The sequence below is a fragment of the Arthrobacter sp. zg-Y1143 genome (assembly GCF_030125565.1).
Lineage (GTDB): Bacteria > Actinomycetota > Actinomycetes > Actinomycetales > Micrococcaceae > Arthrobacter_B.
Window position 1 is genome coordinate 198,299 of record NZ_JASKLW010000006.1, and the last position, 22,833, is coordinate 221,131.

Annotated in this window: 22 protein-coding genes and 1 pseudogene; 7 read left to right on the plus strand and 16 right to left on the minus strand. The window is 66.7% G+C overall.

The features are described 5' to 3' along the window. Positions 1-38 precede the first annotated feature (38 nt). Genes QNN98_RS09440 through QNN98_RS09450 form a run of 3 tightly spaced genes read left to right on the plus strand, consistent with a single transcriptional unit; the run spans position 39 to position 2,859 of the window. Positions 39-875 carry an aldo/keto reductase gene (locus tag QNN98_RS09440; protein ID WP_283996897.1) on the plus strand — a complete coding sequence of 279 codons (837 nt, stop codon included), beginning with the start codon at positions 39-41 and terminating at the stop codon, positions 873-875. Beyond that, positions 875-1,765: an alpha/beta fold hydrolase gene (locus QNN98_RS09445; protein WP_283996898.1), complete on the plus strand. Its 891-nt coding sequence runs from the start codon at positions 875-877 to the stop codon at positions 1,763-1,765. Before QNN98_RS09440 ends, QNN98_RS09445 begins: the two co-directional genes overlap by 1 nt. A 2-nt stretch (positions 1,766-1,767) precedes the next feature. Further along, the gene (locus tag QNN98_RS09450; protein ID WP_283996982.1) at positions 1,768-2,859 is read left to right on the plus strand and encodes a glycosyltransferase family 4 protein; all 1,092 of its coding nucleotides are present in this window, start codon (positions 1,768-1,770) and stop codon (positions 2,857-2,859) included. Positions 2,860-2,868: 9 nt separating this feature from the next. On the opposite strand, the gene QNN98_RS09455 is transcribed toward QNN98_RS09450, so the two are convergent. Then, complete coding sequence (locus QNN98_RS09455; RefSeq protein ID WP_283996899.1) at positions 2,869-3,882, minus strand: NADP-dependent oxidoreductase; 1,014 nt, start codon at positions 3,880-3,882, stop codon at positions 2,869-2,871. Positions 3,883-3,891: 9 nt separating this feature from the next. Next, positions 3,892-4,353, minus strand: a complete 462-nt coding sequence (locus QNN98_RS09460) for a MarR family winged helix-turn-helix transcriptional regulator (protein ID WP_283996900.1) — start codon at positions 4,351-4,353, stop codon at positions 3,892-3,894. Positions 4,354-4,475: 122 nt separating this feature from the next. Here QNN98_RS09460 and QNN98_RS09465 point away from each other — a divergent pair, with 122 nt between their 5' ends. Next, complete coding sequence (locus tag QNN98_RS09465; RefSeq protein ID WP_283996901.1) at positions 4,476-5,447, plus strand: phosphotransferase; 972 nt, start codon at positions 4,476-4,478, stop codon at positions 5,445-5,447. Positions 5,448-5,461: 14 nt separating this feature from the next. On the opposite strand, the gene QNN98_RS09470 is transcribed toward QNN98_RS09465, so the two are convergent. Continuing rightward, the gene (locus tag QNN98_RS09470; protein ID WP_227926234.1) at positions 5,462-6,013 is read right to left on the minus strand and encodes a TetR/AcrR family transcriptional regulator; all 552 of its coding nucleotides are present in this window, start codon (positions 6,011-6,013) and stop codon (positions 5,462-5,464) included. Positions 6,014-6,128: 115 nt separating this feature from the next. Here QNN98_RS09470 and QNN98_RS09475 point away from each other — a divergent pair, with 115 nt between their 5' ends. From QNN98_RS09475 to QNN98_RS09485, 3 genes are all read left to right on the plus strand, one after another. After that, on the plus strand, positions 6,129-7,001 hold the full coding sequence (locus QNN98_RS09475) for an NmrA family NAD(P)-binding protein (protein ID WP_227926233.1): 873 nt from the start codon (positions 6,129-6,131) through the stop codon (positions 6,999-7,001). 182 nt (positions 7,002-7,183) lie between these two features. Continuing rightward, positions 7,184-7,618, plus strand: a complete 435-nt coding sequence (locus tag QNN98_RS09480) for an Hsp20/alpha crystallin family protein (RefSeq protein ID WP_283996902.1) — start codon at positions 7,184-7,186, stop codon at positions 7,616-7,618. A 155-nt stretch (positions 7,619-7,773) separates the two neighbouring features. Further along, on the plus strand, positions 7,774-7,923 hold the full coding sequence (locus tag QNN98_RS09485) for a hypothetical protein (RefSeq protein WP_283996903.1): 150 nt from the start codon (positions 7,774-7,776) through the stop codon (positions 7,921-7,923). Between the two features lie 22 nt (positions 7,924-7,945). Here QNN98_RS09485 and QNN98_RS09490 read toward each other — a convergent pair whose 3' ends face one another. From QNN98_RS09490 to pyrR, 13 genes and pseudogenes are all read right to left on the minus strand, one after another. Continuing rightward, on the minus strand, positions 7,946-10,084 hold the full coding sequence (locus QNN98_RS09490; RefSeq protein WP_283996904.1) for a primosomal protein N': 2,139 nt from the start codon (positions 10,082-10,084) through the stop codon (positions 7,946-7,948). Between the two features lie 5 nt (positions 10,085-10,089). Then, the gene (gene metK, locus QNN98_RS09495) at positions 10,090-11,313 is read right to left on the minus strand and encodes a methionine adenosyltransferase (protein ID WP_227911471.1); all 1,224 of its coding nucleotides are present in this window, start codon (positions 11,311-11,313) and stop codon (positions 10,090-10,092) included. A 54-nt stretch (positions 11,314-11,367) separates the two neighbouring features. Then, positions 11,368-12,597, minus strand: a pseudogene (gene coaBC / locus QNN98_RS09500) (bifunctional phosphopantothenoylcysteine decarboxylase/phosphopantothenate--cysteine ligase CoaBC); the annotation flags it as partial. Positions 12,598-12,624: 27 nt separating this feature from the next. Continuing rightward, a complete protein-coding gene (rpoZ, locus tag QNN98_RS09505; RefSeq protein WP_227911473.1) occupies positions 12,625-12,888 on the minus strand; it encodes a DNA-directed RNA polymerase subunit omega in 264 nt (87 codons plus the stop codon). A gap of 26 nt (positions 12,889-12,914) precedes the next feature. After that, entirely contained in the window at positions 12,915-13,484 is a 570-nt protein-coding gene (gene gmk / locus QNN98_RS09510) for a guanylate kinase (protein WP_227911474.1), read from the minus strand. A 53-nt stretch (positions 13,485-13,537) separates the two neighbouring features. Further along, on the minus strand, positions 13,538-13,855 hold the full coding sequence (gene mihF, locus QNN98_RS09515) for an integration host factor, actinobacterial type (protein WP_227911475.1): 318 nt from the start codon (positions 13,853-13,855) through the stop codon (positions 13,538-13,540). A gap of 116 nt (positions 13,856-13,971) precedes the next feature. After that, a complete protein-coding gene (gene pyrF, locus QNN98_RS09520; RefSeq protein ID WP_283996905.1) occupies positions 13,972-14,832 on the minus strand; it encodes an orotidine-5'-phosphate decarboxylase in 861 nt (286 codons plus the stop codon). Continuing rightward, positions 14,825-18,121 carry a carbamoyl-phosphate synthase large subunit gene (carB, locus tag QNN98_RS09525; RefSeq protein WP_283996906.1) on the minus strand — a complete coding sequence of 1,099 codons (3,297 nt, stop codon included), beginning with the start codon at positions 18,119-18,121 and terminating at the stop codon, positions 14,825-14,827. Before carB ends, pyrF begins: the two co-directional genes overlap by 8 nt. Next, on the minus strand, positions 18,121-19,257 hold the full coding sequence (gene carA / locus QNN98_RS09530; protein ID WP_283996983.1) for a glutamine-hydrolyzing carbamoyl-phosphate synthase small subunit: 1,137 nt from the start codon (positions 19,255-19,257) through the stop codon (positions 18,121-18,123). Before carA ends, carB begins: the two co-directional genes overlap by 1 nt. Positions 19,258-19,295: 38 nt before the next feature. Then, complete coding sequence (locus tag QNN98_RS09535) at positions 19,296-19,811, minus strand: PH-like domain-containing protein (protein ID WP_283996907.1); 516 nt, start codon at positions 19,809-19,811, stop codon at positions 19,296-19,298. After that, positions 19,811-21,136, minus strand: coding sequence for a dihydroorotase (locus QNN98_RS09540; RefSeq protein ID WP_283996908.1), 1,326 nt, complete (start codon positions 21,134-21,136; stop codon positions 19,811-19,813). Before QNN98_RS09540 ends, QNN98_RS09535 begins: the two co-directional genes overlap by 1 nt. After that, the gene (locus QNN98_RS09545) at positions 21,133-22,128 is read right to left on the minus strand and encodes an aspartate carbamoyltransferase catalytic subunit (RefSeq protein ID WP_227911480.1); all 996 of its coding nucleotides are present in this window, start codon (positions 22,126-22,128) and stop codon (positions 21,133-21,135) included. The genes QNN98_RS09540 and QNN98_RS09545 overlap by 4 nt, the downstream gene beginning before the upstream one ends. Beyond that, the gene (gene pyrR, locus QNN98_RS09550; RefSeq protein ID WP_227926224.1) at positions 22,125-22,712 is read right to left on the minus strand and encodes a bifunctional pyr operon transcriptional regulator/uracil phosphoribosyltransferase PyrR; all 588 of its coding nucleotides are present in this window, start codon (positions 22,710-22,712) and stop codon (positions 22,125-22,127) included. The genes QNN98_RS09545 and pyrR overlap by 4 nt, the downstream gene beginning before the upstream one ends. Positions 22,713-22,833 lie beyond the last annotated feature (121 nt).

Consider the following 22,833-nt stretch of genomic DNA (forward strand, 5'->3'; position numbering starts at 1 on the left):
ATTCGGCTGGCGGGCGCCCACCTCGGTAAAGTCATCTTATGCAGCCGGCACCTCGAATCGAGCTCAATAACGGCGTCCTGATGGACCAAATCGGCTTCGGCACCTACAAGGTTCCGGAAGACAGCGCGGCCGGCCTGTGCCTGACCGCGTTCGACACCGGTTACCGCCATGTGGACACTGCCGCCCTGTACGGCAATGAAACCGGGGTGGGCGAGGCCGTCAATACCTTCACGGACAGCGGCAGCGCCGCCCGCGGGGACATTTTTGTCACCTCCAAGGTCTGGAATACGGACCAAGGCTACGACTCCACCCTGCAGGCCTTCGACGACTCCCTCGCGCGGCTCGGCTTGGACTACTTGGACCTCTACCTGATCCACTGGCCCTGCCCCCGGCGAGGCCTGTTCATTGAAACGTACCGGGCCCTTGAAAGCCTGTACGCCTCCGGCCGGGTGCGGGCGATCGGCGTCTCGAACTTCCAGCCGGCGCACCTGGAGCAGCTGATGGATGCCACCGGAATTGTTCCTGCCGTGAACCAGATTGAGCTGCACCCGTGGCTGGCACAGCAGGAACTGCGCGAACTCCACGAGCAGCTGGGCATCCGCACGGTGGCGTGGAGCCCGCTGGGACGCGGTGCCGTCCTGGCCGACCCGGTTATCGGGCAAATAGCGGGCGAACTGGGCCGGACCCCGGCGCAGGTCATCCTCCGCTGGCACCTGGACCAGGGCAACGTGGTGATCCCCAAGGCCAGCAGCCCGGAGCGGATTGCGGGGAACCTGGACCTGTTCTCCTTCGAGCTGAGGGACGCGCACCGGCAGGCGATTAACGGCCTGGACCGCGGCCAGCGGTCCGGCTCCCACCCGGATGAGGTCAATTGATGTCCGCTTCGGCCGTGACCCTCGCACGCACCGCCGTCGTCCGCTCCTTTACCGTGGCGGGCACCGAGCAGTTCTGCTGGGACTTCAGCCCGCTCGACGACGCCGGCGCACCTCCCGTTTTGATGGTCCACGGCTTCCGCGGCGACCACCACGGGCTGCTCCGCATAGTGGAATCCCTCCCCCGCCACCGGGTCCTGGTGCCCGACCTTCCCGGGTTCGGCATTGGCTCCGCCCTGCCCGGCCGGCACGATGTTCCGGCCTACGCCTCCTTTGTCCGGGAGGCCCTCGCCGCATTGGACCTGGGCCCGGACACGGTGCTGCTGGGCCACTCTTTCGGTTCGATCATCTCCTCGCACCTGGCGGCGCAGTCCCCGGAGCTGATCAGCGAACTGGTGCTGGTCAACCCCATCTGTGAGCCTGCCCTGGAGGGACCCAAGGGCATCACCAGCAAGGCGGCGGAGCTGTACTACCGGGCCAGTGCCGCCCTGCCGGAGAGGCCCGGCATGGCACTGCTGCGCAGCCCGCTGATTGTCCGCGGCATGAGCATCATGATGGCCAAGACCCGTGATCCGGGGTTGCGCCGCTGGATCCACGGCCAGCATGATGCGTATTTCAGTGCCTTCGCCAACCGCGCGGTGGTCCTGGACGCGTTCCGGGCCTCCATCTCCACCACGGTGCGCGACGTCGCCGCGCAGCTGGCGATGCCGGTGCTGCTGATCGCTGCGGAACAGGACGACCTCGGATCCGTGAAGGGCCAGCGGAAGCTGGCGGCTATGATTCCAGACGCTGAGCTGCACATCCTTCCCGGGGTGGGGCATCTGGTGCACTATGAAAAACCGGCCGAAGCGGCAGCAATAATCGAAGATTTCCTGTCCCGGAGGCACACATGAGGATGCGGCTGGCCATCGACGCCCGGTTTACCCGCACGGACCACCACGACGGGATCAGCCGCTACGGCGCCAGCATGATCGAAGCGGTCAGTGAACACACCGATGTCCTGATGCTGATTTCGGACGAGCGGCAGCTGGCCCTGCTGCCGGACCTGCCGTGGGTCAGGATCAACAGTCCCCTGTCCCCCGCCGAACTATTCGTGGCCCGGCGGATCAACCGGCTGGGGGCGGATGCGGTGTTCTGCCCCATGCAGACCATGGGCAGCTGGGGACGGAAGTACCCGCTGATCCTTACCCTGCACGACTTGATCTACTACCAGAACCCCGCCCCGCCGTCGTTCCTGCCGCTGCCGGTGCGTGCCCTGTGGCGGCTGTACCACCTGGCGTACTGGCCGCAGCGGCTCCTGCTGAACCGGGCCGACGTCGTTGCCACCATCAGCGAGACCACGCGGGCGCTGATGGAGCAGCACCGGCTGACCAGGCGGCCGGTCCGGATCCTTGCCAATGCACCGCAGCCAGGCGCCGTGCCGCGGACGGCGGATGCCCCTGCGGAACCGTCGCTGCTGTATATGGGTTCGTTTATGCCGTACAAGAATGTGGAAACGGTTATCCGCGGCATGGCGCACCTGCCCGGGTTCACGCTGCACCTGCTCAGCCGGATCAGCGATGCACGGCGGACGGAACTGGAGGCCCTGGTTCCGGCCGGGGCGCAGGTGCGGTTCCACAACGGGGTGACCGATGAGGAATACGATCACCTGCTGCGGCGGGCAACGGCCCTGGTGACCCTGTCCAAGGCCGAGGGCTACGGACTGCCGGTGATCGAGTCAATGGCGGTGGGCACCCCGGTGGTGGCCAGCGACATTCCGATTTTCCGGGAGGTATCCGGCGGCGCGGCCCTGCTGGTGGATCCGGACGACCCGGCCGCGTTCGCCGGCGCCGTCCGTGAGCTGGCGGTGCCGGAGCGCTGGCAGAAGGCGTCCGACGCCGGCCTGCAGCGGGCGGGCGACTACGGATGGGCGGCTTCCGCGCGGCAGCTGATGGCAGCGGCCGGGGAGGCTGTACGCCTGTTCCCCGGCCGCCGACGTCGTCGTTAGCGCCTGCCGTTAGAGGTTAACGACCATCTTGCCCTTGTTGGCCCCCTTCATCAGGTCGATGAAGGCCTGCGGTGCGTTCTCCAGGCCGTCCACGAAGGTTTCGTCGTAGCTGACCGCGCCGTCCCGCAGCCAGCCGCCCATCACGGTGTTGAACTCGTCGACATACTGGCTGTAGCTGCCGACGATGAAGCCGCGCAGCGTGATTTCCTTGCCGATGGCGATGGCAAGGTTGCGGGGTCCGGTGGCGGCGCCCTTGTCGTTGTACTGGGAGATGGCCCCGCACATTGCCACCCGGCCGCCCTTGTTCATCACTGAGAGGGCTGCTTCGAGATGTTCGCCGCCAACATTGTCGAAGTAGACATCGATACCGTCCGCACCGGCTGCCTTCTTCAGGGCTTCCTTGACGGGGCCCTCGTGGTAGTTGAACGCCTCGTCGAATCCGAGGTCAAGCAGCCGCTGGACCTTTTCCGCGGAACCGGCGCTGCCGATGACCTTCTTCGCTCCCAGCGCCTTGGCGATCTGGCCTACGAGGGATCCCACGGCGCCTGCGGCACCCGAGACGAAAACCACATCCCCTTCTTTGAACTCCCCCACCTTGGTCAGGCCGATGTAAGCGGTCTGTCCGGGCATTCCCAGTACACCCAGGTAGGCGCTGGCGGGGGCCAGATCCGTGTCAATGACCTTTGTGCGGCGGCCGTCCAGCACCGCGTAGTCCCGCCAGCCAAGGCCGTGGAGCACTACGTCGCCGGGCTTGCGGTCATCCGAACGGGACTGAATGACCTCGCCGACTGCACCGCCCTCGAGTGCGGCGTCGAGTTTAAACGGCGGGACGTACGACTTCACGTCATTCATGCGTCCGCGCATGTAGGGGTCCACGGACATGTGCAGGTTACGGACCAGCACCTGGCCGTCCTGCAGTTCAGGGACCGGCACTTCGGCCAAGCGGAAGTTCTCATCTGCGGGCCAGCCCTCGGGGCGGGAGGCAAGCTGGATTTCACGGCCTGTTTCGGGGTACGTGCTCATGGAGAGGTCCTAACTGTTGGGGTGGATGGACTGTTGGGCTTTGACCACGGACTGCCGCAGCGCGGCATTGACCTTGGCGAGGGTTTCCTGGAGGCTGCGCAGTTCCTCCGGATCCAGGCCGGCGGATGCTGCGACACGGTCCGGAAGGTCGTGGGATTTCTGTTCCAGGGCGCGTCCTGCATCTGTGAGGTAGACGCGGACCCGGCGCTCGTCCTCAACGGCCCGGCGGCGCTGAAGCAACTGCGCCGCTTCCAGCCGCTTGAGCAGCGGAGAGAGCGTGCCCGAGTCCAGTTCCAGGGACTGCCCCAGGTCACTCACGCTCTGGCCGTCCTGTTCCCAGAGCAGCGTCATTACCAGGAACTGCGGGTAGGTCAGCTTAAGTTCCTCGAGCATCGGACGGTACAGCGCGGTGGCGGCCCGTGAGGCTGAGTACAGCGAGAAGCAGACCTGGCGCTGCAGCGATTCGTTCATGCCTTCCACCGTAGGACACAACTCAGTTGTGTACAACTTAATTGCCTTCGGGGCTGCTGGCGCCTGCCGCCCGGCTGCAGCAGCTGGCGGCAGGTTGCCGCCCCCTCCCGTAGGCTGTGGCCATGCAGGAACCCCTGGCTATTCCCGATTACCGCCGAACCGCACGCCGTCTCCCCTGGGGCCGGCTTCCTGCTGCTGTCCGGGACAGCATTGCCGCTTCCCTTGACGGCGGGGTGTCACTGGTGGAGCCGGCAGGCGGCGGGTTCACCCCCGGCTTCGCTGCGGTGCTCGGGAACAAGAGCGGGGACCGTATCTTCGCCAAGGCAGCCGCAGCGTCGGACGCCTTCATCTACCCTTCCTATCTCCGCGAGTCCCAGGTGGTTCCCCTGATGCTCCCGGGGATGCCTATGCCTGCCCTGCGCAGTGCGCAACGGCTGGTGGCCGACGGCATTCACTGGCAGATGCTGGTGTACGAGGCCGTGCCCGGACGGATGCCGGGCCAGCCCTGGACCGAAGCGGATGTTGCCGCCGTGGAAACCGCCTGCGTCACTGCTGCAGCGCTGCTCACCGACTTCCCGCAGGCCGAAGGCGGGACGCCGGTGGCCGAGGATATGGCCCTGATTCCGACTCGGTTCAAGGCGGTCGCCGACGGCGGAGAGCCGCCATGGTTCCTGCCCGGGCTCAGCGCGGAAGAGGCCGGCGGGTTCCAGGAAGCACTGGACCTGTGTCCCGAGGCACTGGCCGGAGACGCGGTCCTGCACGGCGATCTGCGCGCCGACAATATCCTCATCAGCGACGGACGTGCGCTGTTCTGCGACTGGAATTTCCTGGGCACCGGTGCACCCTGGATCGACTGGGTGGGGGTGCTGCCTTACGCCCGGGCCGACGGTATCGACGCCGATGCCTGGCTGCGCCGGTCCGAACTCACCCGGGACGTGCCGGACGCCTATATTGATGCCTTGCTGGCAGCCCTGCTGAACTACATGATCCACTGGGGCAGCCAACCCGACGTCGACACCAGTCCCCTCCTGCGCATCCACGGACGGCACACAGCCCGGCTGGTGTACGACTGGCTGGCTTGCCGGCAGGGGTAGTGCGGGGCCGCAGGCTATCCCAGCCCCTCCAGGACAAGGGTCAGATGCCGGCGCCAATCGGCGCCGCCGGGCTGGAAATACATGGTCGACATAATCCCGCAGGTGATCACCGGAAAGTCGTCCCAGGTCAGATCCCCGCGCACCGCACCGGAGTCAGCGGCCCTGCGGATGATCCGGGTGACGATGCGGGCAAACTCCGTCTTCTCGGCTTGGACGCCCTCCCATTCGAAAGGCCCGGAACCGAGCAAGGCGAGCTGGAAGCCGGCGTCGTCGTCCGCGGCTTCCAGGTAGCCCACCAGCACGGCCTCAAATGCCGCCCGGGGGTCTTCGATTGCCTCCGCCGAGCGGGCGAGCTCAGACATGCCGCCGAATCGTTCCTGCACAATCGCCGTGAGCAGCTCTTGCTTGTTGGAGAAGTGCCGGTAAAGGGAACCTATGCCGACGCCGGCATGGGCAGCAATTTTGTCCATGTGGACATCGTTGCCGTGGCTGGCGAACAGCTCCCTGGCCGCAGCCAGGATTTTCTGCCGGTTCCTTCGCGCATCGGCACGTAAAGAATCATTCAATGTGGCACTCCTTTGACAAACGGAATTGTAGTTCCGTATCGTGGCGCACACCAAAGCGGAACCGGAACTCCGGTTCCAATACTGCCAAGCAGGATGCCCATTTTCGGAGGAAACCATGATTGTAGTCACCACACCAACCGGCCAGATCGGGCACGCAGTAGTTCAGGGCCTGCTCGCGGAGCGCCAGTCCGTGCGGGTTATTGCCCGGAACCCCGCGGCGCTGCCGGACGGCATCGCCGAAAACGTCGAGGTGTTCGCGGGTTCGCACGGCAACCCTGAGGTCGCCATGGCTGCCTACGAGGGGGCGGATGCCGTACTCCACATCACCCCGCCAGATGTCCATGCAGCGAATGTACGGAGCCACTACCGCGGGTTCGCCGCGGCGTCGGCGGCTGCAATTACCGCAACAGGGGTCAAGCGTGCGGTCGTGGTATCCACCCTCGGGCGGGGGTATACGGCAGAGGCCGGGCACCTCTCCGCTGCCCTGGAGGCGGAAGGGATCATCAACGCAACAGGCGTGCACACCCGCTCCCTGGCCATGCCCTTCTTTATGGACAACCTCCTGAACCACCGCTCATCCATCAAGGACCACGGGATACTCCCCCTGCCCAACGAGCAGGACAAAGTACTGCTGACCGTCGCGACCCCCGACATCGCCCGTGTTGCGGTGGGACTGCTGACAGACCGGACCTGGACGGGGCAGGAGTCGTTACCCGTGGTGGGGCCGGACCTGCTCACCCCACGGCAGATGGCAGGGATTATCTCGGACAGTATCGGCCGGCCCGTGCACTTTGCGCAGGTCAGCTCCGATACCTACCGGTCGACGCTCCTCCAATACGGCATGAGTGAAGGCTGGGTTCAGGGCCTAGCGGACATGGGGGCCGCCCAGAACAACGGCATTTACGACGTGCAGGTCCGAGACCCGCACCGGGTCACCGAAACAAGCTTCGCTGCCTGGGTGGAAACCACGCTCAAACCTGCGCTCTGAATTCCCGTGCCTGCGTTACCTGTGCCGCAGAAAAAGTAGTTGGCACTCCGATCCGTGGAGTGCTAACCTGCTTCCGCAAGTTGAGTGATGCTCACTCAACTTTGGAACAATCGCACAACAAACGCACAACAAAGGCAGAACAACGCTTGAATCAAGCGATCGAATGGAGGAGTTGATACCACATGGCTATGAAGTTTGATCCGTTCCAGGAACTCGACCGGATGGCACAGGCACTGCGCGGTGAAGGAACGCTCCGCGGCATGCCGATGGACCTTTACCGGCAGGGCGACCACTATGTCCTGGCCGCCGACCTGCCGGGCATCGATCCCGGCTCCATCGACGTTGATATCGACGGCCAGCTGCTGACCATCCGGGCCCAGCGCACCCTGCACGGAGCCGAAGGCGTCAAGTGGCTCACCCGTGAACGGGAAAGCGGTTCGTTCCTGCGCCAGCTGAACCTGGGGCAGGGACTCGACACCGAGAAGATCTCCGCAAGCTACGAGAACGGTGTCCTGAGCGTAACCATCCCGGTGGGCGAGCGGGCCAAGCCGAGGAAGATCGCGGTGCAGGCAGGCGAAGCCCGTGACGCCGAGGCACACGAGGCCGTCAGCGCGTGACAACCAAGCGGGGTCCCGGGAACTCTCCCGGGACCCCGCTCTTGTACGCGGTTGTTGCCAAGTTCACGCCGCTCAGGTTAGGGACCGTTCCGTGGCCGGCTGGATACTGGAAGGGACTCCTCTTAGTCGCCGCCTCCAGGAAGAAGGGATGGCCTGTGCATATTTTCAAAGTCAATCGGCCCGGCTGGATGATCCACGGCGTGCCCCGCGGACTTCTCGGAAGGCTTGCCCGGCTGGGCAACGCCGCGCAGCTATCGCTCCTCGTGCTGCTCGCGGGCTGCGCCGTCCTGTGTGAACTGCTGTAGCTGTGTGAACTCTTGTAGCGGCTTAAAGGATGTCGGTGCCGTCCACCCGCACGTACACCGGGTCGCCCGTGCGCCGCGCTGATGCTGCGGCCTTGACGGACCGCAACGACGCCGTGATGGACGGGGCCGCAGCATAGGGGAAGAACAGCAGCGTGCGGTACCTGCCGCCGGCTCCGCCCAGCTGCCCGGCCTCCGGTCCGCTGTCCTGGACGCCGCCCGGAAGACCTGCGGAGGGAAGCGGTGCAGGACCAATGGAACGGACCCCCTGAGGCAGGTCCAGCCGGGTACTAAAGGCTTCCAGTGCCTCACGCGAACCGGTCAGCTCCGCATACCGTACAGCAGGAGGCAGGCCTAGTTCCTGCCGCAGCATCAGTTCGCGCTCCGCTGCCCCCGCAGGGTCCCAGCGCAGCAGGTGCCCAACGGTTGTGCCGTCGTCGGCCGTCACCACCACCAGTCCCTTCTCCCCCGCCGGACGAACCAGCGCGGCGGCGCTGAACCAGCGCCGCAGGGTATCTTCCCCGGCACGCAGGGACTCCCGCGAGAGCATCGCGTTGCCGTCCAGCAGGATGGCCGCCGCGTATCCCCCGGCCGCAACCGGTTCGGCTCCGGGCGTGGCAACCACCAGTGCAGGCGCATCAGGGATCTCGGCCCGCACATGGTCCCCAGCCGATGAAATGACCGTGGTGGAAGGAAAGGCGCGCCCCAGCTCCTCGGCAGTGCGTCCCGCGCCGGCAGTGGAACCGCGCAGCTGTGTTCCGCCGCAGTTGCCGCAGTGCCACATAGGCTCCGGGCGCCCGCACCAGCGGCAGGCGGGAATGCCGTTTCGGCTGGCCAGCCCCAACGGACCGGAGCAGTGCCGGCAGCGCGCGGGTTCCCGGCAGTCCTGGCAGGCAAGGGCCGGAGAGAAACCGGTACGTGCCACCTGGACCAGCACCGGACCGCGGGTCAGCCCGTCCTGAGCGGCCTTCCACGCTGTATGCGGAATCCGGGCCCGGGCCGCCAACGGATCCCGTTCCATAGTGAAGGAGTCCGAGGTGCTGACCACGCGGGGCGCGTGCCCGCGGACGGTGGAGCGCTCGGCCGCGATCCCGGCGGCCCAGCCGCTGGCAACCAGCCGCTGGGCTTCGGTGCTGCGCGAATGCGAGGCAAGCAGGAGCGCACAGTTCTCCAGTTCGGTGCGCAGCAGCAGGACATCGCGTGCATGCTGGTAGGGAGCGCGCTGCTCGGCATGGAGGTCATCGGCGTCGTCCCAGAGCACGGCCAAGCCAAGGTCCTTTACGGGTGCGTAGGCAGCTGACCGGGTGCCGATAGCAACCCGGACGTCACCGTGCAGCAGCATTAGGAAGCTGCGGTAGCGCGGGGTGGGACCGTCCTCCGCAGTCAGCCGCACAAACGCGTCGGCTCCGATGCGTGCGGTCAGGGCAGCCTGAAGCCGGGCCAGGTCCTTGTTGTCGGGCACCACCACTACGGCCCCGCGCCCGGAAATCAGCGTGGACCGGACGGCTTCGGCGATTTCGGCAGGCCAGTCCTGCGGTCCGTATCCGCCCAGCGAGGAGAGCACCGCGCGCGGACTGTGGCCGGCAGCCAGGTGGGTGAGGAAGCGGGGGCCGTGCGGATAACGTGCCAGCGGATTCGCTCCGGCACCTTCCGGTCCGTCAGCCTTACCCGGTGCGGCCGCCGTAGCGGTTTCGCCGTCGGCCGCCGCGTTCTTGCGTGCCGTGAATTCCTTGTCCACACGGGCCGCCCGCGGCGGAATGGCGACGCGCAGCACATCGTGCACCGTGCCCGCGTACCGTGCCGCCACCGCTTCAGCCAGGCGAAGGATCTGCGGGGTGAGCACCGGCTGCGGGGAAATGACCTTACCCAGCGGCATCAGCCGGGCCGTGGTATCCGCTTCCGCGGTCCGTTCGGTGATGAACCCGGGCAGCTCCTGCCCGCCGAACCGGACCTTGACCCGGGCACCGGACACCGCGTCGGCGTCGAGCTCCACGGGAACCAGATAGTCGAACGGCCGGTCCAGGTGCGGCAGGGGCGAGTCCAGCAAGACGCGCGCTATCGGCAGGGCAGGCGCCGGCTGGGCCTTGCCCACTGCCTTGGCCGGCGGCGTGAAGCCGTGCAGCAGCGACAGCTGCACGGCCTCCCCGGACTGGTCCGCTGCCATGCCGGCTACACGTTGAAGTAGCTGCGGAGGTCCTCGACCTTGTCCTTGCGCTCCCAGGTGAACCCTTCATCCTCGCGGCCGAAGTGGCCGTGCGCGGCGGTTCGCTGGTAGATGGGGCGCTTCAGGTCCAGGCCGTTAATGATGCCCAGCGGGCGGAGGTCGAAGACCTCCTGGACGGCGTCGGCGATCCGGGCCGGGTCAACGGTTTCGGTCCCAAAGGTCTCCACGTAGATGCCTACGGGGCGGGCCATGCCGATGGCGTAGGCAATCTGGATTTCCGCACGCCGGGCCAGGCCGGCGGCGACCACGTTTTTGGCCACCCAGCGCATGGCGTAGGCCGCTGAACGGTCCACCTTGCTCGGGTCCTTGCCGCTGAAGGCGCCGCCGCCGTGGCGGGCGAATCCGCCGTAGGTGTCCACAATGATCTTGCGGCCGGTCAGGCCCGCGTCTCCCACGGGGCCGCCGATGACGAACGGGCCGCCCGGGTTGATGATGTGCTGCACGTTGGAGACGTCCAGGTCACTGCCGGCCAGCACGGGATTAATGACGTACGCGGCCATGTCGGCCCGCAGCTGCTCAAGGTCCAGGTCTGCGGCGTGCTGGGTGGATACCACCACGGAATCAACGGACACTGGGCGGTCGCCGTCGTAGCCAATGGTGACCTGGGTCTTGCCGTCCGGGCGGAGGTACGGGAGGGTGCCGTCCTTGCGGACGTTGGTCAGGCGCTCGGAGAGCCGGTGCGCCAGCCAGATGGGCGTGGGCATCAGCACCGAGGTTTCATCACTGGCGTAGCCGAACATAATGCCCTGGTCCCCCGCGCCTTGGGCGTCGTACGGGTCCACCACCTTGCCGGTGCGGTTTTCCAGGGAGTTGAACACGCCGGAGGCGATTTCCGGGGACTGCTGGCCAATGGAGACGGACACACCGCAGCGCGCACCGTCGAAGCCGTTGGCGGAAGAGTCGTAGCCGATGTCCAGGATGGTGTCGCGGACCAGCTGCGGGATTTCGACGTAGCCCTCGGTGGTCACCTCACCGGCAACATGGACCAGGCCGGTGGTCACGAGGGTTTCAACAGCTACCCGGGACTCGGGGTCCACCTTGAGCAGTCCGTCGAGGATGGCGTCACTGATCTGGTCGCAGATTTTGTCCGGGTGGCCCTCAGTGACGGATTCCGAGGTAAAAAGGCGCAGGTTGGACTGCGTCTTGGGAGAGGCAGAAGTAGAAGTCACAGCATTTACTCTACCGGGCACCCCGGACACTCCCGGACCCGGCCGGCCGCGGGGTCAGGACCGGCGGGCAGCCAGTTCGCCGGCAATCCGTGCGATGATGCGCGCCGAGACCTCGGATTTGGTACCGGCGATGGTTCCGGCCGGCTCCAGGTCCGAGTCCTGCGGTGAGAGAATCGTCACCTCGGTTTCGTCCTGACCGAAGACCAGGGACCGGCCCACCCGGTTCAGCACCAGCAGGTCGCAGCCCTTCCGGGCCAGTTTCTTGCGGCCGTATTCCAGGACGTCGGCTGACGCGTCACCGGTCTCGGCGGCGAACCCGACAATAAGCCGCGGTGCGGCGGTGGCGGACGCATCCCGGTCCTGCACCAGTTCGCGCAGGATATCGGGGTTGCGGACCAGGGTAATCACAGGGTCGGGGACGTCGTCGCTCTTTTTGATTTTGGTTTCCACCGTCCGGTCCGGACGGAAGTCTGCCACGGCCGCGGCCATGATCAGCACGTCCGAATTGGCGGCAGCCTCGCGGACTGCCGCACGCATGTCCAGCGCGGTCTCCACGGAAACCAGTTCGACGCCGGCAGGGGCCGGGACGTCCATGTGGGCGGCGATGAGGCGCACCTTGGCGCCTGCGGCAAGGGCGGCCGAGGCCAGAGCGGTCCCCTGCTTGCCGGAGGAACGGTTGCCCAGGAAACGGACCGGGTCCAGGGGTTCGCGGGTGCCGCCGGCGGTGATGGTTACAGTGGTACCGGAAAGCGGGCCCGGCTCCACCGCGGCCAACGCGGCAGCGTAGATCGCTTCGGGCTCGGGCAGCCGCCCCGGACCCGAGTCCTTGCCGGTCAGGCGGCCGACGCCCGGTTCCAGGACCACGGCGCCGCGGCTGCGCAGGGTCGCCACGTTGGCCGCCGTGGCGGGATGGGCCCACATTTCGGTGTGCATGGCAGGTGCGAACACCACCGGGCCCCTGGCCATCAGCAGCGTATTTGTCAGCAGGTCATTGGCCTGCCCCGAGGCGGCGCGCGCCAGCAGGTCCGCCGTGGCGGGGGCCACCACAATCAGATCGGCTTCATGGCCCAGCCGAACGTGGTTGACCTTCTCCACCTCGTCAAAGACCGAAGAGGAAACGGTGTTGCCGGACAGTGCCTCCCAGGTGGCAACTCCGACAAACTGCTTGGAGGATTCAGTGGGCACAACGCTGACGTTGTGCCCGGCTTCGGTAAACAACCGCAGCAGCGACGCGGCTTTGTACGCGGCAATTCCGCCGCCAACGCCCAGAACTACGCGCACGCTGCTGCCTTCCCCCGTTGGTGGTGCTGTCTACTCGGCGGTTTCGCTCGGGCGCACCACAAGCATGCCGTCGTTGATCTCGCGCAGGGCGATGGACAGCGGCTTTTCGTTCAGCTTGGTTTCGACCAGCGGGCCAACATACTCGAACAGGCCCTCATGGAGCTGGGAGTAGTAGGCATTGATCTGGCGGGCGCGCTTGGCACCGTAGATGACCAGCGCGTACTTGGAATCGGCGGCTTCGAGCAGGTCGTCGATCGGCGGGTTGATGATGCCTTCAGACACAGGGTTCTCCAAAATTCTTGAACGGGATTCGAGGTTTGTCAGCGCTGGCGCGGACTGATTCCCATGAGTGATACGAGCTCAGCTGCAGCCCGCTGGACGTCATCATTAATGACGGTGTGATCGAACTCGGACTCGGCAGCAAGTTCCAGTTTAGCGGTTTCCAGCCGTTGCTGCTGCTCTTCGGGGGTTTCGGTACCCCGGCCCACCAGACGGCGTACCATTTCGTCCCAGCTGGGCGGGGCCAGGAACACGAAATTCGCCTCCGGCATGGACTTCTTGACCTGGCGTGCGCCCTGCAGGTCAATCTCCAGGAGAACGCTGCGGCCATCGGCCATGGCGGCCTCCACGGTGCGGCGCAGGGTGCCGTAGCGGTTGCGGCCGTGGACAACGGCCCACTCGAGCATCTGGTCCTGTTCAATCATGGCGTCGAACTCTTCAGCGCTGACGAAGAAGTAGTGCACGCCGTCTTCCTCGCCGGGCCGGGGTGCCCGGGTGGTGGCTGAGACGGAAAGCCAGACCTCGGGATAATTGTCCCGGATATAGGTGGACACAGTGCCCTTGCCAACTGCGGTTGGACCTGCAAGAACTGTCAGCCGCGGTTGCGACACGTAAACCTCATTCACTCGTGATAAATGCGCTGAAAGACTGCAGCGGTCGAAACCTAGTGGTTCTCCAGCAGCTCGATCAGCGCCTTGCGCTGATGCACGCCCAGCCCCCGGACACGGCGGGTGGGCGCTATACCTACCGTAGCCATTATTCCAGCTGCGCGGCGCTCCCCTACACCGGGCAGGGCGCGGAGCAGGTCCATGACCTTCAGCCGGCCTACGGCCTCCTCCCCCGAACGGGAGAGGATCACTTCTTCAATACTGAGGTCACCGGACTTGATGCGTGACTTGACCTCGGCCCGTACGGCCCGGGCGGCAGTGGCTTTTTCCCGGGCCCGGGTACGCTCGGCTTCGGTCAGGGGCTTGAGGTTCAAAAGGGACTCCCGGACGACGACGTACCGCTGTCAGCGGCTCTGCTGGTAGGACCGAACCTATCCGCAATCGAAGCCCAATTGCAATGGAGCGGGCTTTCGGCGCAGACGGCGCGCAGTTACGGTTCGGCTGCCAGCTCCGCGCCGGCCCGCACCGCCGCTGCCTGCAGCAACCGCGGATCCGGTCCCGCCTGCAAGATGCCGCGGCTGGAGGTGGCCAGGACATTGGGATACGCCGCTCCGAAGGTTTTGCGCAGGTCTGCGGCCGTGGCGCCTTGGGCACCCAGGCCCGGCGCCAGCAGGGGCGCACCGGATGCGGCCAGGTCAATGTCCAGCCCGTCCAGCACCCCGGCCCCCACCGTCGCGCCGACCACCAGGCCCACCGGGCCCAGCCCATCCGGGGTCCGGGCGTTTTCCGCGGCGGCGGCATCAACCACGCGTGCAGCCACCGAGCGTTCCCCGTGAGCGTTGCCGGCGTGCTGCACCGAGGCACCTTCCGGGTTGGACGTCAGTGCCAGCACAAACACACCGCGTCCGCTGCCTGCCGCGAGATCCAGGGCCGGGCGCAGCGATTCGAAGCCGAGATACGGACTGAGCGTCACGGCGTCGGCGGCCAGGGCGGAGCCGTCCCGCAGCCAGGCATCGGCATAGGCAGCCATAGTGGAGCCAATGTCGCCGCGCTTGGCATCGGCAATGCTGAGCATCCCCGCGTCGGCGCACGCCGCCAGCAAGCGCTCCAGGACCGCCAGGCCCGCCGAGCCGTGGCGTTCGAACAGGGCCACCTGCGGTTTGAGTGCGGCGGCGTGCCCGGCCACCGCCTCCAGGACGGTCAGCGAGAAACGCTCCAGCCCGGCGGCGTCGTCGTTAAGTCCCCAGTCCGCCAATAGGCCCGGATGTGGATCAACGCCCACGCACAGCTGCCCGCGGCGGTCCATGGCCGAGCGCAGCCGTGCGCCGAACTGACGGCGTGCCTCAGGCACCTGCGGCGGCCTTCAGGCGGGCGGCATGCTCCTGCAGCGAGGTGACATCCCATTCATAGGAGCGCATCGCCTCAATGGCCTGCACCGCGGCGCCGAACTCGGACACCGTGGTGACCACCGGGCAGCCGATGGAGGTGGCAGCGGCACGGATCTCGTAACCGTCGCCGCGGGCCTGGCCGCCGGAGGGAGTGTTCACCACCAGGTTGATCTCACCTGCGGTGATGAGGTCGACGACGGTGCCTTCCCCGTTGGGGCCGGTCCCCTCGGCAACCTTCCGCACCACGGTGGCGGTGATGCCGTTGCGGCGCAGTACATCGGCGGTGCCGCCGGTGGAGAGGATTTCGAAGCCGAGGTCGCTCATCAGCTTCACCGGCATGATGATTGAGCGCTTGTCCCGGTTGGCCACGGATACAAACACCTTGCCGGCGGTGGGCAGGGCGCTGTTGGCTGCGGCCTGGGACTTGGCGAAGGCCGTGTCGAAGTATTTGTCGATGCCCATGACCTCGCCGGTGGAGCGCATTTCCGGGCCGAGCAGGGAATCCACCACAGTGCCCTCGGGCGTGCGGAACCGGCTGAAGGGCAGCACGGCCTCCTTCACGGCCACCGGGGCGTCCAGCGGCAGGGTGGAGCCGTCGCCGTCGGCGGTCAGCTTTCCGGCGGCCCGCAGTTCAGCGATGGTGACGCCGGTGCCGATCAGGGCGGCGGCCTTGGCCAGCTGCACTCCGGTGGCCTTGGAGACGAACGGGACCGTGCGGGAGGCCCGCGGGTTGGCTTCGATGACGTACAGGACGTCGGAGGCCAGCGCGAACTGGATGTTGATCAGGCCGCGCACGCCCACGCCGGCGGCGATGGCCCGGGTGGCTTCGCGGACCCGGGCGATGACGTCGGTGCCCAGGGTGATGGGCGGCAGCACGCAGGCGGAGTCGCCGGAATGGATGCCGGCTTCCTCGATGTGCTCCATGATCCCGCCCACGTACAGGTCGGTGCCGTCGAAGAGGGCGTCCACGTCGATCTCGATCGCATCCTCGAGGAACCGGTCCACCAGCACCGGGTGGTCCGGCGTGATTTCGGTGGCGTGGGTGATGTAGCGGGACAGGTTTTCCTCGTCGTACACGATTTCCATGCCCCGGCCGCCCAGCACATAGGAAGGCCGGACCAGCACCGGGTAACCGATTTCGTCCGCAACCTTCTTCGCGTCCTCAAAGGAGACGGCGGTACCGTTCTTCGGTGCGGTCAGTCCGCCCTGGTCCAGGACCCGCTGGAAGGCACCGCGGTGTTCCGCCAGGTCGATTGCCTCGGGCGAGGTGCCCAGGATGGGGACACCGGCGTCGGCCAGCGCCTGCGCCAGCTTCAGCGGGGTCTGCCCGCCAAGCTGGACGAACACGCCCAGTACGCCGCCGGTGCGCTGCTCGGCGGCGATCACCTCCAGGACGTCTTCCAGGGTGAGCGGCTCGAAGTAGAGCCGGTCGGAGATGTCGTAGTCGGTGGAGACGGTTTCGGGATTGCAGTTGATCATGACCGTCTCGTGGCCGGCTTCGCGCAGCGCCATGGTCGCGTGCACGCAGGAGTAGTCGAACTCGATGCCCTGCCCGATCCGGTTGGGCCCGGAGCCCAGGATAATGATGGACGGCTTGGCGTGTTCGGCCACCTCGTCCTCCTCGTCGTAGGAGGAGTAGTGGTACGGGGTGTAGGCGGCGAACTCGGCTGCGCAGGTGTCCACGGTCTTGTAGACCGGGCGCACGTTCAGGGCGTGCCGGACGCCGCGGATAACGGCTTCCGGGGTGTTGGTCAGCGTTCCGATCTGCTCATCGGAGAAGCCGTGCCGCTTGGCCAGGCGCAGGATGTCCTCGTTGACCGACGGCGTGGCGCGGATCTGCTCGGCCGTCTCGTTGATCAGGGCCAGCTGGTCCAGGTACCAGGGATCGATGCCGGTGGCTTCGAAGAGCTCTTCAATGGAAGCGCCGCCCAGCAGGGCCTGCTGGACCTGCTGCAGCCGCGCGGTGGTGGGCCGCTTGGCTGCTTCGACCAGGGCCGGGACGTCGGCGGCGTCCACCGGATCGAAGGACAGCGTGGCGCCCTTCTGCTCCAGGGAACGCAGCGCCTTCTGCAGGGCTTCGGTGAAGTTGCGGCCAATGGCCATGGCCTCGCCCACCGACTTCATGGTGGTGGTCAGGGTGGGATCGGCGGCCGGGAACTTCTCGAACGCGAACCGCGGAACCTTCACGACCACGTAGTCCAGGGTCGGTTCGAAGGACGCCGGGGTCTTCTTCGTGATGTCGTTGGGGATCTCATCCAGGGTGTAGCCCAGGGAGAGCTTGGTGGCGATCTTGGCGATGGCGAAACCGGTGGCCTTGGACGCCAGCGCGGAGGAGCGCGATACACGCGGGTTCATTTCGATGACCACCACGCGGCCGGTATCCGGTTCGATGGCGAACTGGATGTTGCAGCCGCCGGTGTCCACCCCCACCTCGCGGATGACGGCGATGGCGATGTTGCGCAGCTTCTGGTATTCGCGGTCGGTCAGGGTCATGGCCGGGGCCACGGTAATGGAGTCGCCGGTGTGCACGCCCACGGGATCGAAGTTCTCAATGGAACAGACGACCACCACGTTGTCGTTCTTGTCGCGCATCATTTCCAGCTCGTATTCCTTCCAGCCGAGGATGCTCTCTTCGAGCAATACCTCGGAGGTCGGGCTGTACTGGATGCCGGCGCCGGCGATGCGGCGCAGGTCCTCCGCGTTGTAGGCCAGCCCGGAACCCAGCCCGCCCATGGTGAAGGAGGGCCGGACCACCATCGGGTAGCCCAGCTTTTCGGCTGCGGCGAAGGCCTCGTCCATGCTGTGCACAATGATGGAATCAGCTGATTCGGCGCCGCAGCGTTCGACGACGCCCTTGAACTTTTCGCGGTCCTCGCCCAGTTCGATGGCGGCGATGTTGGCGCCGATGAGTTCCACGTTGTATTTCTCCAGCACGCCGTTCTTATCCAGCGCGATGGCGGTGTTCAGGGCGGTCTGCCCGCCCAGGGTGGGCAGGATCGCGTCGGGGCGTTCCTTGGCGATGATCTTTTCGACCACCTCGGGGGTGATCGGTTCCACGTAGGTGGCGTCGGCGAACTCGGGGTCGGTCATGATGGTGGCCGGGTTGGAGTTCACGAGGATGACCCGCAGGCCTTCCTCCTTCAGGACGCGCAGCGCCTGCGTACCGGAGTAGTCGAATTCCGCGGCCTGGCCGATGACGATCGGGCCGGAGCCGATGACCAGGACGGATTTAAGGTCGGTTCTGCGGGGCATTAGATGCTCTCCTTGTTCTTGCTGGAGGCCATGAGCTCCACGAAACGGTCAAAAAGGTAAGCGGAGTCGTGCGGGCCGGCGGCAGCTTCGGGGTGGTACTGGACGGAGAAAGCGGGGATGTCCAGGCAGGCGAGGCCTTCCACCACGTTGTCGTTCAGGGACACGTGGCTGACCTCCACCCGGCCGTAGCGGGACTCCGGCGCAGTGACGGGCCCGTCCAGCGGGGCGTCGACGGCGAAGCCGTGGTTCTGGCTGGTGATTTCCACCTTGCCGGTGCGCCGGTCCAGCACCGGCTGGTTGATGCCGCGGTGGCCGTAACGCAGCTTGTAGGTGCCGAAGCCCAGTGCGCGGCCAAGGATCTGGTTGCCGAAGCAGATGCCGAAGAACGGCGTTCCGGAATCGAGCACCTCGCGCAGCAGGTCCACCTGGGCGTCGGCGGTGGCCGGGTCGCCGGGGCCGTTGGACATAAACACGCCGTCGGCCTTCAGTGCCGAGATGTCTTCGAAAGTGGAAGCGGCGGGCAGTACGTAGGTCCGAACGCCGCGCTCGGCCAGGCGGACCGGGGTCATCGACTTGATGCCCAGGTCGACGGCGGCCACCGTGGCAACGGGTTCGCCCGTCCAGCCGTGGTCCGCCGGGTCGATCAGGTAGGTTTCATCCACGCTGACTTCTTCGGCCAGACGCGCGCCTTCCATGCCCTGCTGGGCACGGACCTCGGCGAGCAGTTCGGCATCCGGACGGCCGGCGTCGTCCCCGGAAAAGATCCCGGCCTTCATGGCGCCGCGTTCGCGCAGGTGCCGGGTCACGGCGCGGGTGTCCACACCGGAGATTCCCACCACGCCCTGCTCCGCGAGCTGCTCGTGGAGAGTGGATTCGGAGCGCCAGCTGGAGGGGCGGCGGGCGGCGTCGCGCACAATGTAGCCGGCCACCCAGATGCGGCGGGACTCGGCGTCGTCGGCGTTGACCCCGGTGTTGCCGATATGCGGGGCCGTCTGGACCACCAGCTGCCGGGCGTAGGAGGGATCGGTGATGGTTTCCTGGTAGCCGGTCATGCCGGTGGCGAAAACCGCTTCGCCCAGGGCAGTGCCCTGCGCTCCGTAGGCCCGTCCGCGGAAGGTGCGCCCGTCCTCGAGCATCAGGACGGCGGGGGTGGGATTGATGATCTCGTGGACTGTCACAGTTGTTCCTCGCTTGGGGCGGCCGATTCCGGCAGAAGTTTCGTTATGGCGTTTATCAGGGGGGTCTTGTCGCTGCCCGCGCGGGTCCGGAAGCCGGTGTCCACGCGCTTGGGGCCGAGCTGCCAGGTCACGGTGACCAGGCCGTCCTTTTCGACGAATTTGCCGGCCATCCCGCGCTCCAACCGGACCGCGCGCAGGTCGGACTTGGGGATCCACAGATCCTCTGCCCCGGACCGGGCAAACAGCAGGCCTTCGGGGAAGACGGCGGCGGTGGCATTGGACTTGACGCCCAGTCCGTACTGCGCCACCCGGTCCAGCCAGTCGCCGGCGGTGGTGGTGACCACGTACTGGCCCAGCGCCTGGAAACCCGGTTCCGACAGGTCCTCCGGCACCGGCAGGGGGCGGGGCATGTCCTGCTGGCGTCGTCGGCGGCCGCGCCAGCCCAGGGCAAAGAGGCCCAGGACCACGACAATGAGGGCGGCCAGGCCCAGGAAGAAGTACAGCAGTTCCATCAAGATTCCTTTGCGGCAGCGGGGTGGGGCGTGTTCAGCCTGCCGGCCAGGACCGTGGGGTGGCCGGCGTAGAAAACCGCCTCGACCACGCCGGGCAGTTCCAGTCCGGCAAACGGACTGTTGCGTCCCTTGCTTGCCATCTTATGAGGGTCAACGGTCCGGCGCGCAGTTGGGTTCACCAATATGACATGGGCCGGTTCACCGGCGGCGAGGGGACGGCCCTGCGTGGAGACATTCCCGATCCGGGCAGGTGTGGAGGACGTGACGCGGGCAAAGCCGGCCCAGTCCATCAACCCGGTGTCGATCATGGTGTGCTGCACTACGGACAGCGCGGTTTCCAGGCCGGTCATGCCCATGGCCGCCTGCTCCCATTCGCATTCCTTGTGCTCACTGGGATGCGGGGCATGGTCGGTGCCCACAATGTCGATGGTGCCGTCAGCCAGTCCGCGGCGGACTGCCTGCACGTCCGCGGCAGTGCGCAGCGGCGGGTTGACCTTGTAGACCGGATCGTAGCTGCGCACCAGCTCATCGGTCAGCAGCAGGTGGTGCGGGGTGACCTCTGCAGTGACGCTGATGCCCTGCGCCTTGGCCCAGCGGATGATTTCCACGGATCCGGCGGTGGACAGGTGGCAGACATGCAGCCGGGACCCGGTGTGTTTCGCCAGCAGGACGTCGCGGGCAATGATGGCTTCCTCGGCGACGGCCGGCCAGCCGGCCAGGCCCAGGACGGCACTCACCTCGCCCTCGTTCATCTGGGCGCTTTCAGTGAGCCGGGGTTCCTGCGCGTGCTGCGCCACCACTCCGTCAAAGGCCTTGACGTATTCCAGCGCCCGGCGCATCAGCACCGGATCCGAGACGCATTTGCCGTCGTCGGAAAACACCCGCACCCGGGCACGGGAATCGGCCATGGCACCCAGCTCGGCCAGCCGTTCCCCGGCCAGGCCCACGGTTACGGCTCCTACCGGGCGCACGTCCACCCAGCCGGCGCGTTCGCCCAGGCTCAGGACTTGTTCCACCACACCGGCGGTGTCCGCGACAGGCATGCTGTTGGCCATGGCGTGCACGGCGGTGAATCCGCCCAGGGCCGCGGCGCGGCTGCCCGTTTCCACGGTCTCGGCGTCTTCGCGGCCGGGCTCGCGCAGGTGGGTATGCAGGTCCACCATGCCCGGCAGGGCGATCAGGCCGTGTGCCTTGAGAACCTCGGCGCCGTCGGCGTCCAGGCCGGGGCCGACGGCGGTGATGGTGCCGTTTTCGATGCGGATATCCGCCTGCTCCGTGCCGAGCACCGAGGCGCCGCGGATCAGGTAGGTGCCGGTGGTGCTCATAGCGAATGCTCCTGTGCTGTGCGTGCGTGGCTGCCCTCACCGGAGAGCAGCAGGTAAAGGGCGGCCATCCGTACGGATACGCCGTTACTGACCTGGTCCAGGACGGTGGAGCGCGGCGAGTCCGCGGCCCGGGCGGAGATTTCCAGCCCGCGGTTCATGGGGCCGGGGTGCATGATGATGGTGTCCGTCAGGCCGAGAGCGTCCAGCCGGTCCAGCCGGACGTCGTCCAGGCCCCAGCGGCGGGAGTATTCGCGGACGGAGGGGAAGAACGCCGAGTCCATCCGCTCGCCCTGTACGCGCAGCATCATCACCGCGTCGGGCCGGCTTTCCAGCGCCTCGTCCAGGTCGTAACTGACCGTGCACGGCCAGGCGCCGACGCCGAAGGGCAGCAGGGTGGGAGGTGCCACCAGGGTGACTTCCGCGCCCAGGGTGCGCAGCAGCCAGAGGTCCGACCGCGCCACCCGGGAATGCAGCACGTCTCCGGCGATGAGCACCTTCATGCCGGCCAGGTCGGTACCGGCGGACGGGGTTCCGTGCAGCCGCGCCCAGTGCCGGCGCATGGTGAAGGCATCGAGCAGGGCCTGGGTGGGATGTTCGTGCGTGCCGTCTCCAGCGTTCAGGACGGCGGCGTCGATCCAGCCGGAGTTGGCCAGCCTGGCCGGCGCCCCGGAGGAACCGTGGCGGATCACCACGGCGTCGGCGCCAATGGCCGCCAGTGTCTGGGCAGTGTCCTTCAGCGATTCCCCCTTGGACACCGAGGAGCCCTTAGCGGAGAAATTGATGACGTCGGCGGAGAGCCGCTTGGCGGCTGCTTCGAAGGAAATCCGGGTGCGGGTGGAATCTTCGAAGAAAAGGTTCACCACGGTGCGGCCGCGCAGGGCGGGAAGCTTTTTGACTTCCCGCTCCCCCACTGCCGCCATCTGCTCCGCCGTGTCCAGGATTGCCAGGGCATCATCCCGGCTGAGGTCCAGTGTGGAGAGCAGATGCCTCATGCAGTGCCCTCGATAACCACTTCGTCGACGGCGGGAGCGCCGGATTCCGCAGTATCCGACTCGGTCAGCCGGACACGGACCTGCTCCCGCGACGAGGTGGGCAGGTTCTTGCCCACATGGTCCGCGCGGATGGGCAGTTCCCGGTGCCCGCGGTCAACGAGCACGGCCAGCCGGACAATCCGGGGCCTGCCGAGGTCCACCAAGGCGTCAAGGGCGGAGCGGATGGTGCGGCCCGAATAGAGCACGTCGTCCACCAGGACAACCACCTTGTCGTCGATGCCGCTGGCCGGTTCGCGGGTGGCATACGGCGGCCGGGTGGGGCGGCGGGAAAGATCGTCCCGGAACATGGTGACGTCCAGCTGGCCGGTAATGGCCGCCGGGTCCACTCCCGGGGATGCTGCGGCAATCTTTGCTGCCAGGCGCTGGGCCAGCGGGTATCCGCGGCGGGGAATGCCCATCAGGACAAGGTCTTCAGGGCCCTTGTTGGCCTCGAGGATTTCGTGGGCAATGCGCGTCAGCGCGCGGTCTATGTCAGCTGAAGACAGAACGGTACGGCTGGGTACCGGGACAGTATGATTGTCCATTTCCGCTTCCTCCTTCCCCGCCTCACAGGACGGAACTTAAAGGTTGAATGCGCACCCAAGCTACCACAGGGCGCGCCGCACCCCGCGATCCGGAACCGGAACGTCAGTTGTGTGACTATTC

Bases quoted from the DNA above. Each gene is read 5' to 3' on its own strand.
- carA (WP_283996983.1), bottom strand. From the start codon at position 19,257: ATGCTCGAGGACGGGCGCACCTTCCGCGGACGGGCCTACGGAGCGCAG.
- QNN98_RS09545 (WP_227911480.1), bottom strand. From the start codon at position 22,128: ATGAGGCATCTGCTCTCCACACTGGACCTCAGCCGGGATGATGCCCTG.
- QNN98_RS09445 (WP_283996898.1), top strand. From the start codon at position 875: ATGTCCGCTTCGGCCGTGACCCTCGCACGCACCGCCGTCGTCCGCTCC.
- carB (WP_283996906.1), bottom strand. From the start codon at position 18,121: ATGCCCCGCAGAACCGACCTTAAATCCGTCCTGGTCATCGGCTCCGGC.
- QNN98_RS09475 (WP_227926233.1), top strand. From the start codon at position 6,129: ATGATTGTAGTCACCACACCAACCGGCCAGATCGGGCACGCAGTAGTT.
- QNN98_RS09465 (WP_283996901.1), top strand. From the start codon at position 4,476: ATGCAGGAACCCCTGGCTATTCCCGATTACCGCCGAACCGCACGCCGT.
- pyrR (WP_227926224.1), bottom strand. From the start codon at position 22,712: ATGGACAATCATACTGTCCCGGTACCCAGCCGTACCGTTCTGTCTTCA.
- QNN98_RS09540 (WP_283996908.1), bottom strand. From the start codon at position 21,136: ATGAGCACCACCGGCACCTACCTGATCCGCGGCGCCTCGGTGCTCGGC.
- QNN98_RS09535 (WP_283996907.1), bottom strand. From the start codon at position 19,811: ATGGAACTGCTGTACTTCTTCCTGGGCCTGGCCGCCCTCATTGTCGTG.
- QNN98_RS09460 (WP_283996900.1), bottom strand. From the start codon at position 4,353: ATGAACGAATCGCTGCAGCGCCAGGTCTGCTTCTCGCTGTACTCAGCC.
- QNN98_RS09450 (WP_283996982.1), top strand. From the start codon at position 1,768: ATGCGGCTGGCCATCGACGCCCGGTTTACCCGCACGGACCACCACGAC.
- QNN98_RS09440 (WP_283996897.1), top strand. From the start codon at position 39: ATGCAGCCGGCACCTCGAATCGAGCTCAATAACGGCGTCCTGATGGAC.
- QNN98_RS09480 (WP_283996902.1), top strand. From the start codon at position 7,184: ATGGCTATGAAGTTTGATCCGTTCCAGGAACTCGACCGGATGGCACAG.
- QNN98_RS09455 (WP_283996899.1), bottom strand. From the start codon at position 3,882: ATGAGCACGTACCCCGAAACAGGCCGTGAAATCCAGCTTGCCTCCCGC.
- QNN98_RS09490 (WP_283996904.1), bottom strand. From the start codon at position 10,084: ATGGCAGCGGACCAGTCCGGGGAGGCCGTGCAGCTGTCGCTGCTGCAC.